The organism is Pseudomonas sp. ICMP 460, from assembly GCF_002723595.1.
Classification (GTDB): Bacteria; Pseudomonadota; Gammaproteobacteria; order Pseudomonadales; family Pseudomonadaceae; genus Aquipseudomonas; species Aquipseudomonas kitaguniensis.
The window spans coordinates 185,020-199,327 of the sequence record NZ_LKBR01000024.1; the positions used below are offsets into that span (position 1 = coordinate 185,020).

Here is a 14,308-nt window from a genome sequence, read left to right on the forward strand (position 1 = left end):
TCGCGATTCGTTGCTTAACCTTGAAGGGTGGGCACAGAGCCTTGGGCTCCGTGCCGAAGCGATTTGATCTCTTGAAGGAACGCACCATGAACAGCGAACACGTCAAAGGCGCGGTAGAAAAAGTCGCAGGTAAGGCCCAGGGTTTTTTCGGCGACCTGACCGGTGACGAGCAGTTGCACGCCGAAGGTATTGCCCGCCAGGCCGCAGGCCAACTGCAGCAAACCTATGGCGACGCACTGGACACCGTGAGTGATTTCGCCAGGAGCAAGCCGCTGACCACCGTGGCGGTAGTCGCCGGTGTCAGCCTGCTCGTGGGCCTGTTATTGCGCCGTCGTTGAGGAGGCTGAGTAAGATGTTCACGCTTTCCCAACTGCGCAACTGCATCGAAGAAGCTTTGTCGCCGCTGACCTGCGAATTCACCTTGTGCCGGGACGCCTCGTTGACCTTGAAAGTGTTCGACGCCCAGAGTGGCCGGGTTGACCTGGTGGTGACGGGAATCAGCGCCAACAAGTTGCAGTCGCCTCAAGCCGTGGAAAAAATGGTCGAAGAACTGCGCTACGAGTTGCAGTGCAACACCATGGGGCATCTGACGCTGGATGACCTGCCCCTTTCGTCCTCGGCGCAATAATAGTGCGTGTTACACCATTGGCCGTGGTTTTAGCGACGCGCCAATAAAGTAAAACACCCCACCGCCCACGATAAACGCCCCCAGCATGTAGAACATGTAGTGGGCCGGCAGGCTGGCCAGCACCAGCCCGCACAATACTGGCCCCAGCGCGCCACCGAGGCTGGACAGGTTTTGCGCCGCGTAATACATGCCCCGCAGGTGGTCCGGGGCAATCCGGTCGATGAACATGTACTCGGCCGGGAACACGATAATCTCCCCCACGGTAAACACCGCCATCGCCATGACCCACCACAGCAGGCTGGTCGACAGCGCGAAACCCATCAACCCGAGCATGAACATGCCCAAGCCCGTGATCAGCCAGCGGCTCAGGTGACGGTGGGAAATGCGTCGACCAATCACGTATTGCAACGCAATCACCAGCACGGCGTTGGTCGTGAGCACCCAACTGATCACGGTATACGTGTATTCAGCCGTAGTAGTCACCACCAGGTATTGCGACAGGTACGCCACGAACTGGCCGAACACCACCGCGCTGAGCAAGCCGCCGAGGGTGAAGCACACCAGCCGATGGTCGCGTAGCAGTACACGGCCGACGGCGAGGAACGAGACCGGCTTTAGCTGGCTATCGACGGTCTTCAGCGTGCGGTCACCCCAGCGCCAGTACAGCAGCAAAAACCCTAGCCCCAACAGCGCCGACAGCATGAAAGGCAAGCTGATGCTCAGCGAGGCGATCATCGCCCCCAAAAACGGCCCCACGGCATAGCCGATGTTGGTCAGGGTGTACTTGATGGAAAACACTTCGCTGCGCGCCTCGAACGGCAGCAGGCTGGCAAAACCGGCTTTGACCGCAATGTCGATGACGGCATAGGCCAGGTTGATCAGGATCAGGCAGCTATAGAACAGCCAAATATCGTGAGCGAGTACTGTGCCGACAAACCCCAGCACATACACCGCACTCATGCTCAGCATCAGCCGGTAACTGCTGATGCGATCGACCAGGAAGCCGCCGTACACGCTGAGCAATGAGCCGATGATCAGCGAACTGCCGATCACCAGGCCAACCTCGGTAATGTCGAGGCCAAAGTGGCGCGTGAAGTAAATCACCAGGTACGGAAAGGTAATCGCCCTGGCCAAGGTCAGCACCAGCGTGGCGCACAGCAGCAGGTTCACAGTACGGGGGTAGTTTCTGACGGTGGCAAGCATCCTGCTCTCATTCCTTGAAGGTAACGCGGCCGTTGCGGCCGGTTACCTTAACCCACGAAATTCGAAAATAGCAGGCCTTGCGCGGCGCTTATTTCTTGACCGGGGTGATCTCGAGAATGGTCCCGTTGGTGGTTTTGAGCAGCACAAACTTGTCACCCACACGGGCCCATTGGCTGTCTTCTTCAGGCTGCTTCAAACCACGTTTTTTCCAGTCAGTCACGGCTGACTCCTTGCGCATCAGCATGTCCGGCGCGCGATCGCCCTCTTTAAGGTCACGTGTGTTGATGCTTGAAGGCTTCACGGTTTCTTGCGGCGTATCACCCGCCTGCACGACAAAGCTTGCGGTGGACAAGCCGGCAGCGAGCAACAGGCAGGCAACTAGGGATTTGGATTTCATGGGTGCTCCTTCAATTAATGATGCGTACCCAAGTTCCGACCGCGGGCGCACAAAATCATTCAGCCAGAGCGCTACTGCGCAGCTGGCCATTTGCGCACTCGCACGCAACCGCGGTCATAAACGCAGTTGCAGCCTCGCATTGATTGCTCACATGAAATTATTCGTGTAATTTTTCATGAAATTTAACGGACTAAATTTCATGGACCAGCAACAAGAGCTGAATGCCCTGGCCGCGCTGATCCACGACCTGCGCAAGCACAAAAAACTCACCCTTGCCCAGCTCGCGCAAAAAATCGGGCGCTCGGTGGGGTTTCTGTCCCAAGTCGAACGCGGCCTGTCGCGCCCCACCGTGGCGGACCTGACCGCCATCAGCCACGCCCTCGATGTGCCCACCACTTACTTCTACAGCCTGCCCAAACCCAAAGCGCTGCAATGGGTCACCCGCCCCAACGAACGGCGCACGGTGTATTACGCCAATGGCGTTACCGACATTCTGGTGTCGCCGAGCATGAGCGGCGCTTTTTCGATGCTCGACAGCCTGCTGGCACCCGGCGCCAACAGCGGCGAACAGAGCATCAGCGACCGCGCCGAGCAGGCCGGTTTTGTGCTCGAAGGCGAGTTGACGCTGTGGGTGGAGGGTGAGCCGGAGGCGGTCACCCTCAGCGCTGGCGACAGCTTCCACTTGGCCAGTTTCGCGCATTGCCGCTACGCCAACCTGACCGACCTGCCCGCCCGCGTGCTGTGGGTTTATAACTAGGAGCATCGCCTGTGAAAAACCCGTCCGCCGCCACGTTGCTGGCCGAAGTACGCAGCTTTCGCCAGCACTACCCCGACGTGCGCTACGTCGACCTGATCGCTTTGGATATTCCCGGGCACTTCTACGGCAAGCGCTACCCGGTCGACCTGTTGGAAAAAGTCGCCGCCGGCAGCCCGTTGAAGCTGCCGCAAAACGCCGTGCTGCTGGGCGTGCAAGGCGGGTTGTTCAAGATTGGTGATTACTGCTTCCATGACGGCGACCCGGACGCGCACCGCCGTTTGGTGCCCGGCACACTCAAGCCGGTGAGCTGGGAGCCACAGCCGTTGGGGCAGATGCTGATCACCTCGGACGGCACCGACGCGCCGATTGAATTCGAACCCCGCGAAGTGTTGGCCAAGGTGCTGCAGCGCCTGCACACCAAAGGCATTCACCCGGTGGTGGCCTTCGAACTGGAGTTCTACCTGTTCGACAAGCAACTCGATAACGGCTTGCCACAATATGCGCGTGACCGCTTGAGCGGCGACGCCGATGACCAACCCAACCTGCACATCGAACGCCTGTCGCGCTTCAGCGAAGTGCTGGACGACATGGCGCAAACCGCCCGGGACCAAGGCATCGACATCACGCTGATCACCGCTGAACTCGGCCCCGGCCAATTCGAGATCAATTTTGGCCACCAGAACGACGCCCTGCGCGCCGCCGACTGGGCCGCGCTGTTCTGTCGCAGCAGCCGAGGCGTGGCGCTCAAGCACGGTTACCGCGCAAGCTTCATGGCCAAGCCTTACCTGCAATTTCCCGGCAGCGGCATGCACGTGCATGTCAGCCTGTATGACGCGGCGGGCAATAACGTGCTGGCGGCGCATCAGCAACAACCGCTGCGCCACGCCGTGGCCGGGTGCCTGCAATTGCTGCCGCACTGCATGCCGATCTTCTCGCCCAACCACAATGCCTTCCGCCGCTTGGGCGCGGCAGCAAACGCAGCCACGCGCGCCAGTTGGGGCTTTGAGGACCGCGACGCGTGCGTGCGCATTCCCGACTCCGACCCGCGTAACCTGCGTATCGAACACCGCCTGGCGAGTGCCGACGCCAACCCGTATCTGGTGCTGGCGGCGATTCTTGCGGGGCTTGAGCATGGGCTTGAAGCCAGGCAAGAACCCATCGCACCGTTGAATCAAGACCGCAGCAGCGGCACTGACTTCGCCGTTGAAATGCTTGAGGCCGTACGCGCCATGCAGCATCAACCGGTGGTACGCGATAAGCTCGGCGCGGAATTTGTCGATGTGTATTGCGAAAACAAACGCCAGGATCATTTGGCTTTTCAACAAGAGATCAACGCGCGGGAATACCGCTGGTTTCTCTAATGCCGTGGGATTACCGATGACCGAGCAAAACGCGCCAGCGCTCAAAGAAATCTTCAACGCCGAACGCCTGCAACACATCGCCACCGAGATGTCGGCGGTGTACCCGGCGTTCGACGCCAAGGGCTTTCTTGCGCACGCCAATGCTGGGCTGGCCGAGTTGTCGGTGATGCAGCGCATGGCGCGAGTCAGCGAAAGCCTGCACGCCGTAATCGCGCTGGATTATGCGCAAACGCTCGGGCTGCTTTACGCCCTGGCGCCGCGCCTGAACAGCGCGTTTGTCAGCCTGTGCCTGCCGCACTATGTGGCGAGTTACGGCCAAGGCGACTTCACGCGCTCGATGGCCGCGCTCAAATACTTCACGACCTTTGGCTCGGCCGAGTTCGCCATCCGCCCGTTCTTGCTGCACGACCTCAAGCGCACGTTGGCGGTGCTGCAAACCTGGTCGCTGGACGCCAACGAACACGTGCGCCGCCTCGCCAGTGAAGGGTCGCGGCCACGCCTGCCGTGGTCGTTTCGCCTCGCCGAAGTGCAGGCGAACCCCGCGCTGTGCGCGCCGATCCTCGATAATCTCAAGGCTGACAGCAGCCTCTACGTGCGCAAATCGGTGGCCAACCACCTCAACGACATCACCAAAGACCACCCGGAATGGGTGCTCAGCCTGATCGAAGGCTGGAACCTGGCTAACCCGCACACCGCCTGGATCGCCCGCCATGCGCTGCGCAGCCTGATCAAGCAAGGCAACACCCGCGCGCTGACGGTCATCGGCGCCGGGGCCAAAGCCGAGGTCAGGATTCACCATTTGGCGGTCACGCCTGCGGTAATCAACCTGGGCGAGCGCATCAGCCTTTCTTTCAGCCTGGAATCCACCGCCACCACCGCGCAAAAACTGGTGGTGGACTACGCCATCGACTACGTGAAAAGCGCCGGCCACCATGCGGCCAAAGTGTTCAAGCTCAAGGCGTTTACGCTGGGTGCAGGCGAGCATCAGAGCATTCGGCGCGAGCAGCATATTCGGCAATTGACCACGCGCAAGCACTATCCCGGCAAGCATTGGGTGCATGTGCTGGTCAACGGCGAGAAGCTCGCCAGCGCGGAGTTTGAGCTGCGAAGCGCTTAACCACCCTGCCTGACACACCGCGTTCAAATGTGGGAACTGGCTTGCCTGCGATGCAGGCGACTCGGGTTAACCGGCCGACCGGGGTGATGCTATCGCGAGCAAGCCCGCTCCCACAGGGGGAACGAGCGAGCGTCTTCAGTTGGGTTCGCCGAGCAGCAACCCTTGCTCACGTGCGCACAATTGCACCACGTAATCCCACAGCACGCGCAATCGCACGGATTTGTGCAGTTCCCGGCGCGAGCTGATCCAGTAGCTGCGCTGGATGCTCTCGGCCGGCAACAACGGCACCAGTTCTGCGTCGCCGGCAGCCATGAAGCAGGGCAACACCGCGATGCCCAAGCCGGAGCGCGCGGCTTGGTGCTGGGCGATCACACTGGTGCTGTGAAACACCACTCTGGGGTTGCGGCAGAAGCTGCTCAGAAACTTCAGCTCCTGGCTGAACAGCAGGTCATCCACGTAATCGATCCATGCGTGGGCGGCGAGGTCTTCGCGCTTTTCGATGGGCGGGTTGCGCGCAAGGTACGCGCGGCTGGCGTAGAGCGCCAAGCGGTAGTCGGTGAGCTTGCGCGTGACCAGTTGGTCAACGCTGGGGCGTTCGAGGTGGATGCTGATTTCCGCTTCGCGGTTGAGGATGCTGACAAAACGCGGCACGGCCAACAGTTCCACTTCAAGCCCCGGATAGCGGTCGAACAGCTCGCCCATGCGGCTGGCGAGGAACATCACGCCGAGTCCTTCGGCCACGCCAAGGCGAATTTTGCCCAACGGCGCGGTGGAATGGGTGAGTTCCTCCTCGGCCTGCAGTGCGACGTTTTCCATGGCTTCGGCGTGTTTCAGCAGGGCTTCGCCGGAGGGTGTCAGCTCATAGCCCTGCGCGTGCTGCACGAACAAGGCGGTGCCGAGGCTTTTTTCGATGGCCTCGATATGCCGCGCCACGGTCGCGTGCGTGGTTTTCAGGCGTTGCGCGGCCGTCAGCAAGCGGCCGCTGCGTTGCAGTTCGAGAAAAAACCGCAGGTCATTCCAGTCGAACATGTCGCCTCCGCTCCTCAGAGAATCAGTGCGCATCCGGGAATTACCGGGCACTGTTTAAAAACGCACAGCCGCTGGGTAAAAACTAACATTTTTAAGACGAAAACTAACAACTAGGATGAGGGCAACAAGAAAAACAAGCGAGGCCTCAGATGCCCATTGCAACTGCTGAATACGATTACGTGGTGGTAGGCGCCGGCCCCGCAGGTTGCTTGCTGGCCAACCGACTGTCCGCCAACCCCGCCCACCGCGTGCTGCTGCTCGAAGCCGGTGGCCGCGACAACTACCCGTGGATCCACATCCCCGTCGGCTACCTGTTCTGTATCGGTAACCCGCGCACCGACTGGTGCTTCAAGACCGAAGCCCAGGAAGGCCTGCAAGGCCGTGCGCTGAGTTACCCGCGCGGCAAGGTGCTGGGCGGCTGCTCGTCCATCAACGGTATGATTTACATGCGTGGCCAGGCGCGTGACTACGACGGCTGGGCGGCGGCCGGCAACGCCGGTTGGGCCTGGAAAGACGTGCTGCCGCTGTTCAAACACAGCGAAAACCACTTTGCTGGCGGCTCGGATTTTCACAGCGACGGCGGTGAGTGGCGGGTTGAACAACAGCGGTTGCACTGGCCGATTCTGGACGCCTTTAGAGACGCCGCGGCGCAAAGCGGCATCGCGCCGGTCAGCGATTTCAACCAGGGCGACAACGAAGGCTGCGGCTACTTCCAGGTCAACCAAAAGGCCGGCGTGCGCTGGAATGCGGCCAAGGCGTTTCTCAAGCCGATCCGCCAGCGGCCCAATCTCACCGTGCTGACCGACGTGGAAGTCGACCGCGTGGTGCTCGAAAACGGCCGCGCCTCACAGGTGCTTGGGCGCTCACAAGCGCAGCAAATGAGCTGGAAGGCGCGCAAGGAAATCGTGCTGTGCGCGGGCTCCGTAGGGTCACCGGGAATCTTGCAGCGTTCGGGCATTGGCCCGGCCAACGTGCTCAAGCCGCTCGGTATTGACGTGGTGCATGAATTGCCAGGTGTGGGCGGCAACCTGCAGGACCACCTGCAATTGCGGCTGATCTACACGCTCGAAAATGCGCGCACACTCAACCAGATCGCGGGCACCGTGTGGGGCAAAATGGGCATGGGCCTGCGCTATTTGTACGACCGCAGTGGCCCGCTGTCGATGGCGCCCAGCCAGCTCGGCGCGTTTGCGCGCTCCGGCCCGGAACAGACCTCGGCCAACCTCGAATACCATGTGCAACCGCTCTCGCTGGAGCGCTTTGGTGAGCCGTTGCACGCGTTCCCGGCGTTTACAGCGTCAGTCTGCGACCTGCGCCCGCACAGCCGTGGCCGCATTGATATTCGCTCGGCCAACCCGGCGGACGCGCCGTTGATTCAGCCTAATTACCTCAGCCATCCCGAAGACCTGCGAGTGGCTGCCGATGCCATACGCCTGACGCGGCGCATCGTGGCCGCACCTGCCTTGAGCCAGTTCAAGCCGGTGGAATACCTGCCCGGCGCTGCACTGCAAACACAAGAACAACTGCAAGAAGCCGCGGCGCGCATCGGCACGACTATCTTCCATCCGGTAGGCACCTGCCGCATGGGCAGCGACAAGCACGCGGTGGTCGACGCTCAATTGCGCGTGCACGGCGTGCCCGGCCTGCGCATCGCCGACGCCTCGGTGATGCCGCGTATCACCTCCGGCAACACCTGTTCACCGACACTGATGATCGCGGAAAAAGCCGCGCAAATGATCCTTTCGCCGAACACAAGGAGCCCCACCGCACACAGAGAAACGGCTCATGCAATCTGAATAGCGGCGCCGCACATGGCGCCGACAGTGGAACAACAATAAATAATCACTGTGAGGGCTACCCAATGTCAGAACATGCTCAACCCCTGCGCTCGGCGGCCACCGCCAGCGCCGGTAACGACTCAAAAAAGGTCATCTTCGCCTCGTCCCTCGGGACGGTGTTCGAGTGGTATGACTTCTTTCTCTATGGCGCGCTGGCGGCGGTGATCAGCAAGCAGTTTTTCGCCGGGGTCAACGACACCACGGCGTTTATTTTTGCCTTGATGGCGTTTGCGGCCGGCTTCGTGGTGCGGCCGTTCGGCGCGCTGGTGTTCGGCCGCCTCGGCGACATGATCGGGCGCAAGTACACCTTCCTCGTGACCATCATCCTGATGGGCGTCGCGACCTTCTGCGTCGGTTTGTTGCCGACCTACGCCAGCATCGGCATTGCAGCACCGATCATCCTGATTGTGCTGCGCATGCTCCAAGGTCTGGCGTTGGGCGGTGAGTATGGCGGCGCAGCGACCTACGTGGCGGAGCATGCGCCGGCCGGCAAACGCGGCCTGCACACCAGTTGGATTCAGTCCACCGCCACCCTCGGCCTGCTGCTGTCGCTGCTGGTGGTGCTGGCCTGCCGTTATTTCACCGGCGACCAGTTTGAAGTCTGGGGCTGGCGTATTCCGTTCCTTTTTTCCATCGTGCTGCTGGGTATTTCCACCTGGATCCGCATGAGCCTGCACGAGTCGCCAGCCTTCTTGAAAATGAAAGAGGAAGGCAAAGGCAGCACGTCGCCGATCCGCGATTCCTTCGGCAAATGGGAAAACCTCAAAGTAGTGTTGATCGCGCTGTTCAGCATCAACGGCGGGCAAGCGGTGACCTTCTATGCAGCGCAATTTTATGTGCTGTTCTTCCTCACGCAGTTCCTCAAAATGGACCCGGCCCTGGCCAACATGCTGTTGATCATCAGCGTGGTGATTGGCGCGCCGTTTTTTATCCTGTTCGGCTGGCTGTCGGACAAGGTCGGTCGCAAGCCGGTGCTGATGCTCGGTTTACTGTTGGCGACGGTGCTGTACTTCCCGATTTTCAAAGGCCTGGCGCACTACACCAACCCGGCGATGGACCAGGCCAGCCGCCAGTCCCCAATCACCGTACTGGCCGACCCGGCCACCTGCACCTTTCAGTTCGACCCGGTGGGCAAGGCGCGCTTTGACAGCCCGTGCGACAAGGTCAAGACCTTCCTGGTCAAACAAGGCCTGCCGTACAGCAGCGCCACCGCCCCAGCCGGCAGCCCGGTGCAGGTAAGCGTGGGTGACGTGCGCATCGACGGTTATGACGAGGCGGCCCTGCGCGGCGCGGTAACGCTGGCGGGCTACCCGTCGGCGGCGGATGCGGCGCAGGTCAACAAGGTGATGGTGGTGGCGCTGATCGTGACGCTGATCCTGATCGCTGCGATGTGCTACGGCCCGCTGGCGGCGTTGATGGTGGAGTTGTTCCCGACGCGCATTCGCTATACCTCGATGTCGCTGCCCTACCACATCGGTAACGGCTGGTTTGGCGGGTTCCTGCCGACTGTGTCGTTTGCCCTGGTGGTGTACACCGGCGATATTTTCTATGGCCTGTGGTACCCGGTGGTGGTGACCGGGGTGAGTTTGCTTGTCGGGCTGTTTTGCCTCAAAGAAACCCGGCATGTCGACATCGATAACAACTGACCGCGGGCGCCCCCACCCTTCCACGGGCGGGGGCGCACACAAATAGCTGTATATCCATCCAGATAAAGGTTGCTCAAATCGATTCTTTTGCCCATCCTGCTGCTCATTCAACGGCTTAACGAATGGGCTGACCATGCGGCTGTACCTCTGCGAAAAACCCTCCCAGGCCAAGGATATTGCGGCCGTGCTCGGCGCCAGTCGCCGTGGCGACGGTTGCTGGGTGGGCAACGGAGTCACAGTCACCTGGTGCATCGGGCACTTGCTCGAAACCGCCCCGCCCGACGCCTACGACGCCAAATATAAACGCTGGGTGCTGGCCGACCTGCCGATCGTCCCGGAAAAATGGAAGATGCTGGTCAAGCCCAAGACCGCCAGCCAGTACAAAGCGGTCAAGCGTTTGCTGGGGGAAGCGCAGGAGTTGGTGATCGCCACCGACGCCGACCGTGAAGGCGAGATGATCGCCCGCGAGCTGGTAGAACATTGCCGCTATCGCGGGCCGATCCAGCGATTGTGGCTGTCGGCGCTCGACGACGCCTCGATTCGCAAGGCGCTGGCCGCCCTCAAGCCGGGTGCCGAGACGTTCAGCCTGTACCACTCAGCCCTCGGTCGCTCGCGCGCCGACTGGTTGATCGGCATGAACATGAGTCGCTTGTTTACCTTGCTCGGGCGCCAATCCGGGTATCAAGGTGTGTTGCCGGTGGGTCGGGTACAAACGCCGACCTTGCGCCTGGTGGTAGACCGCGACCGCAGCATTGCCGATTTTGTGCCGGTGGCCTACTGGGCGATTGATGTGGACCTGCGCCACGAACGCATGACCTTCACCGCCCAATGGCGCGCCGCCGACGACGCCTGTGACGATCAGGGCCGCTGCCTCAACCCGCAACTCGCGCAGCAAGCCGCCGACGCCATGCGTAATGCCGCCACCGCACGGCTGGTGAAGTTACGTACCGAGCGCATGCGCGAAGTGGCGCCCCTGCCCTTCGACCTCGGCACGCTGCAGGAAATCTGCTCGAAAAAGCTCGGCCTCGGCGCTCAGGAAACCCTGGATGTGGCGCAATCCCTTTACGAAACCCACAAGGTCATCACCTACCCGCGCAGCGATTGCGGCTACCTGCCCGTCAGCCAGCACAGCGACGCGCCGAAGATACTCGCAGCGCTGGGCCGCGCGGACGCGGCAGTGAATGAACTGATGCCGCATATCGACCCCCAACGCCGTTCGCGGGCGTGGAACGATGCCAAGGTCAGCGCGCACCACGGCATCATCCCCACCGGCGCCGGCAAGGACGTGAGCCAACTCACCGGCAAACATCGCGCGGTCTACAGCCTGATTCGCGCGCGCTACCTGGCGCAGTTCCTGCCCAACCATGAATACGACCGCACCCAGGCAGACTTCGATTGCGCAGGCCAGGCGTTGCGCGCGGTCGGCAAGGTCATCATCGAGCCGGGTTGGAAACGCGCCCTGCCCGAAGCATTGGCGCCGGCAAAGGGGCGTGAGGCACCGGCGCCGCAAGCGTTGCCGATGCTGGTGCAGGGCGAGGATTACGCAGTGGCCAGGGTCAACCTCAAAGACCTGTGGACCCAGCCGCCCAAGCCTTTTACCGAAGGCGACCTGATCAAGGCGATGAAAAACGTTGCCAAACTGGTACAGGACCCGCTGCTCAAGCAAAAGCTCAAGGACACCACCGGCATCGGCACCGAGGCCACGCGCGCCGGCATTATCCAGGGGCTGCTCGACCGTGGTTATCTGGTAAAAAACGGCAAAGCCCTGTCGGCGACACCCGCAGCATTCAGCTTGATCGACGCGGTGCCCCGCGCGATTGCCGACCCCGGCACCACGGCTATCTGGGAACAAGCGCTGGACATGGTGCAAAACGGTGAAATGAGCCTGGAAGAGTTCGTCGCCAAACAGGCGGCCTGGATGAGCAAACAGGTGGCGCGCTGCAATGGCATGCGCATGACCATCACCGGTCCGGCGAGCCCTGCCGTGCGAGGCGCCACGCCCTGGAAAAACAAACGCAAGGCTGCGCCACGCAAAACCACGGCTACGCCTAAACGTACGAAAAAGCCGTCAAATGCTGGGTAAACGTTGAAAACATCCGGCGAATGACGTTTTTCGACGGGTTTAACGCCGCTTGGGGCCTTGCACCGCCGTAGGCCGTCTAGGATTCTGTAACAGACGCTGACTACCTAAAAACAACACCGGAGTGGCCGCCATGAAAACCGTCGCACAATTGCTCAACGCCAAGGACCAGAAAAACCAGGCCGTGCATACCATCAAGTCACACCAGACGGTGATGGAGGCATTGATCCAGATGGCAGCCAAAAACGTCGGGGCCTTGCCGGTCGTGGACGAGGGTAAAGTGGTCGGCGTGATCAGCGAACGTGACTACGCGCGCAAGCTGATCCTGAAGGGCCGTTCTTCCGCCACCACCGCCGTGAGCGAGATCATGAGTTCGCCGGTGATTACCGTAGACACCCACCAGAGTGTCGATAAATGCATGAACATCATGACGGATGGCCACCTGCGCCACTTGCCCGTGGTTGAAGATGGCAAGCTGATCGGCCTGCTGTCTATCGGCGACCTGGTGAAAGAAGCAATCGCCGAACAGGCTGACCTGATCAAGCAGTTGGAGCAGTACATTCGCGGCGAATAGGGGAATTCATGCTGGACACGCTGGAACATCAAGAGCAGCACCTCGACACCCTGCACCGGGCCATGGCGCAACGCCGCTTTCTGGTGTTGACCGGTGCTGGCATCAGCACCTCGTCGGGCATCCCGGATTATCGCGACAGCGAGGGCGTGCGCCGGGGCAAGGCGCCGATGATGTACCAGGAGTTCCTGGCCACCGCGCAAGCGCGGCGCCGTTATTGGGCGCGGGCGATGCTCGGTTGGCCACGCGTGCGCATTGCGCAGCCGAACAAAGCGCATGTGGCGCTGGCGACGCTGCAACAACACGAGCACATCAGCGGGTTGATCACGCAAAACGTCGATACGCTGCATGACCAGGCCGGTAGCCGTGATGTGATCGAGCTGCACGGCAGCCTGCATTGGGTGTTGTGCCTGGACTGCCTGCAACGCAGCGAACGCGACGTGATTCAGCGCATGATGGAAGATCAGAACCCTTACCTGGCGGGCGTCGATGCCGTGCAAGCGCCCGATGGCGACACGCTGCTGGACCCGGACTTTGAAGAACGCTTCCACGTGCCCCATTGCCCCCACTGCAAAGGCCAGCGGTTGAAACCCGACGTGGTGTTCTTCGGCGAGAACGTCGCCCAGTCGACGGCGGCCAGCGCAATGGCTGCGGTAGGCCACGCCGAGGGGCTGCTGGTAGTCGGGTCGTCGCTGATGGCCTACTCGGCGTTTCGCCTGTGCAAAGCGATGGTCGAGCAAGGCAAGCCGGTGATTGCGATCAACCTCGGCAAGACACGCGGGGATGAACTGCTGCAGGCTAAAATCGCGGCGTCGTGCGAGCAGTTGCTGCCATTACTGGTCGAGCGACTGGGGTAGCCCTTGCTCTTCGGCTCGACCCGCGACTCCAGAAAATGACGCCCAAGTCACGTTTTCCCGCACTCTCCCGTCCCCGCAGCGACTTATGTAGTGATCAAAAAAAATCACTACATAATCGTTGACGTAACCTTTTTGTCCTTGCATTATCGAGACGTCTCCCGGATCGGGAGCGTCGGTAACAAGCGTTTTGAACAAGCTCGTCTGACCGCCGAGCTGTTTCTTCCGGATGTGCACTGCCCACAAGGCAGATTGATGAAGCTGACCGACCCGCAAGGTTTGGTACACGCAGCCCAAACGCTGCCCGTCTTCGCCATGAAACCATTGCGTAGCAGTTCATCAGCAACACTACATGCATCAGGTTCAAGACCCTGCCCCTATTCGGCAGACAGTCGCTGACGCCCGGTTTTCGGAACCGGAGACAACTAAGCAGTTTTAACGAATCAACTGATAGATCGCCAACTGGTCAAGGGGCTTACACATGAATTTGAATAACCAACCCACTATCGATGAACTGGCTGAGATGTTCGCAGCGCAGAAAGACACACTCGACGACCATATCCTCTGGGTTGGAAAATCGGGCGAAGTGCAAATAGATTGCCTGGCGCCCAACACCGAAGAAGCAGAGTTCGACAGGAATAACCGTGAGCTGGCAGCGCGCCTCAAGGTGTACCGTCGCGGCCAGGGTTATGTCGGCAAGAAGGCTGCGGCTGACCGCAACTTCATTGAGCAGGTGTTTCATACACTCAATACCGAATGGCAAAACCTGCGTGGCCAATCGCAAGTTAAAGTGATCGACCGCTACTACTGATAACGATCTAACGGCT

The 14,308-nt window shown here is 60.8% G+C and carries 14 protein-coding genes; 11 read left to right on the forward strand and 3 right to left on the reverse strand.

Annotated elements, in window-relative coordinates:
- Window positions 1–86: 86 nt before the first annotated feature.
- Together AO240_RS17560 and AO240_RS17565 are read left to right on the forward strand one after the other, a co-directional pair.
- Window positions 87–338 (forward strand): CsbD family protein, encoded by a 252-nt coding sequence (locus AO240_RS17560; protein WP_099237809.1) that lies wholly within the window; start codon window positions 87–89, stop codon window positions 336–338.
- Between the two features lie 14 nt (window positions 339–352).
- Window positions 353–628: a DUF1652 domain-containing protein gene (locus tag AO240_RS17565; protein ID WP_099237811.1), complete on the forward strand. Its 276-nt coding sequence runs from the start codon at window positions 353–355 to the stop codon at window positions 626–628.
- Between the two features lie 9 nt (window positions 629–637).
- Here AO240_RS17565 and AO240_RS17570 read toward each other — a convergent pair whose 3' ends face one another.
- Both AO240_RS17570 and AO240_RS17575 read right to left on the reverse strand, forming a co-directional pair.
- Window positions 638–1,831 carry an MFS transporter gene (locus tag AO240_RS17570; RefSeq protein WP_099237813.1) on the reverse strand — a complete coding sequence of 398 codons (1,194 nt, stop codon included), beginning with the start codon at window positions 1,829–1,831 and terminating at the stop codon, window positions 638–640.
- A gap of 88 nt (window positions 1,832–1,919) precedes the next feature.
- Window positions 1,920–2,228, reverse strand: a complete 309-nt coding sequence (locus AO240_RS17575) for an RcnB family protein (RefSeq protein WP_099237815.1) — start codon at window positions 2,226–2,228, stop codon at window positions 1,920–1,922.
- Between the two features lie 199 nt (window positions 2,229–2,427).
- Between AO240_RS17575 and AO240_RS17580 the strand changes: the two genes are divergently transcribed.
- Genes AO240_RS17580 through AO240_RS17590 form a run of 3 tightly spaced genes read left to right on the forward strand, consistent with a single transcriptional unit; the run spans window position 2,428 to window position 5,463 of the window.
- Window positions 2,428–2,985: a helix-turn-helix domain-containing protein gene (locus tag AO240_RS17580; protein ID WP_099237817.1), complete on the forward strand. Its 558-nt coding sequence runs from the start codon at window positions 2,428–2,430 to the stop codon at window positions 2,983–2,985.
- Between the two features lie 11 nt (window positions 2,986–2,996).
- Window positions 2,997–4,346, forward strand: coding sequence for a glutamine synthetase family protein (locus tag AO240_RS17585; protein WP_099237819.1), 1,350 nt, complete (start codon window positions 2,997–2,999; stop codon window positions 4,344–4,346).
- A 16-nt stretch (window positions 4,347–4,362) separates the two neighbouring features.
- The gene (locus AO240_RS17590) at window positions 4,363–5,463 is read left to right on the forward strand and encodes a DNA alkylation repair protein (protein ID WP_099237821.1); all 1,101 of its coding nucleotides are present in this window, start codon (window positions 4,363–4,365) and stop codon (window positions 5,461–5,463) included.
- A gap of 135 nt (window positions 5,464–5,598) precedes the next feature.
- Here the strand turns inward: AO240_RS17590 and AO240_RS17595 are convergent, their stop codons facing one another.
- Window positions 5,599–6,492: a LysR family transcriptional regulator gene (locus AO240_RS17595; protein WP_099237822.1), complete on the reverse strand. Its 894-nt coding sequence runs from the start codon at window positions 6,490–6,492 to the stop codon at window positions 5,599–5,601.
- Between the two features lie 149 nt (window positions 6,493–6,641).
- Between AO240_RS17595 and AO240_RS17600 the strand changes: the two genes are divergently transcribed.
- From AO240_RS17600 to AO240_RS17625, 6 genes are all read left to right on the forward strand, one after another.
- On the forward strand, window positions 6,642–8,288 hold the full coding sequence (locus AO240_RS17600; protein WP_099237823.1) for a GMC family oxidoreductase: 1,647 nt from the start codon (window positions 6,642–6,644) through the stop codon (window positions 8,286–8,288).
- A gap of 65 nt (window positions 8,289–8,353) precedes the next feature.
- On the forward strand, window positions 8,354–9,976 hold the full coding sequence (locus AO240_RS17605) for an MFS transporter (protein WP_099237825.1): 1,623 nt from the start codon (window positions 8,354–8,356) through the stop codon (window positions 9,974–9,976).
- A gap of 133 nt (window positions 9,977–10,109) precedes the next feature.
- The gene (locus tag AO240_RS17610) at window positions 10,110–12,059 is read left to right on the forward strand and encodes a DNA topoisomerase III (RefSeq protein ID WP_099237827.1); all 1,950 of its coding nucleotides are present in this window, start codon (window positions 10,110–10,112) and stop codon (window positions 12,057–12,059) included.
- 130 nt (window positions 12,060–12,189) lie between these two features.
- Complete coding sequence (locus tag AO240_RS17615) at window positions 12,190–12,630, forward strand: CBS domain-containing protein (RefSeq protein ID WP_058415041.1); 441 nt, start codon at window positions 12,190–12,192, stop codon at window positions 12,628–12,630.
- An 8-nt stretch (window positions 12,631–12,638) separates the two neighbouring features.
- Entirely contained in the window at window positions 12,639–13,484 is an 846-nt protein-coding gene (locus AO240_RS17620) for an NAD-dependent protein deacetylase (protein ID WP_099237829.1), read from the forward strand.
- Window positions 13,485–13,962: 478 nt separating this feature from the next.
- Entirely contained in the window at window positions 13,963–14,292 is a 330-nt protein-coding gene (locus AO240_RS17625) for a hypothetical protein (protein ID WP_058415043.1), read from the forward strand.
- Window positions 14,293–14,308: the final 16 nt, after the last annotated feature.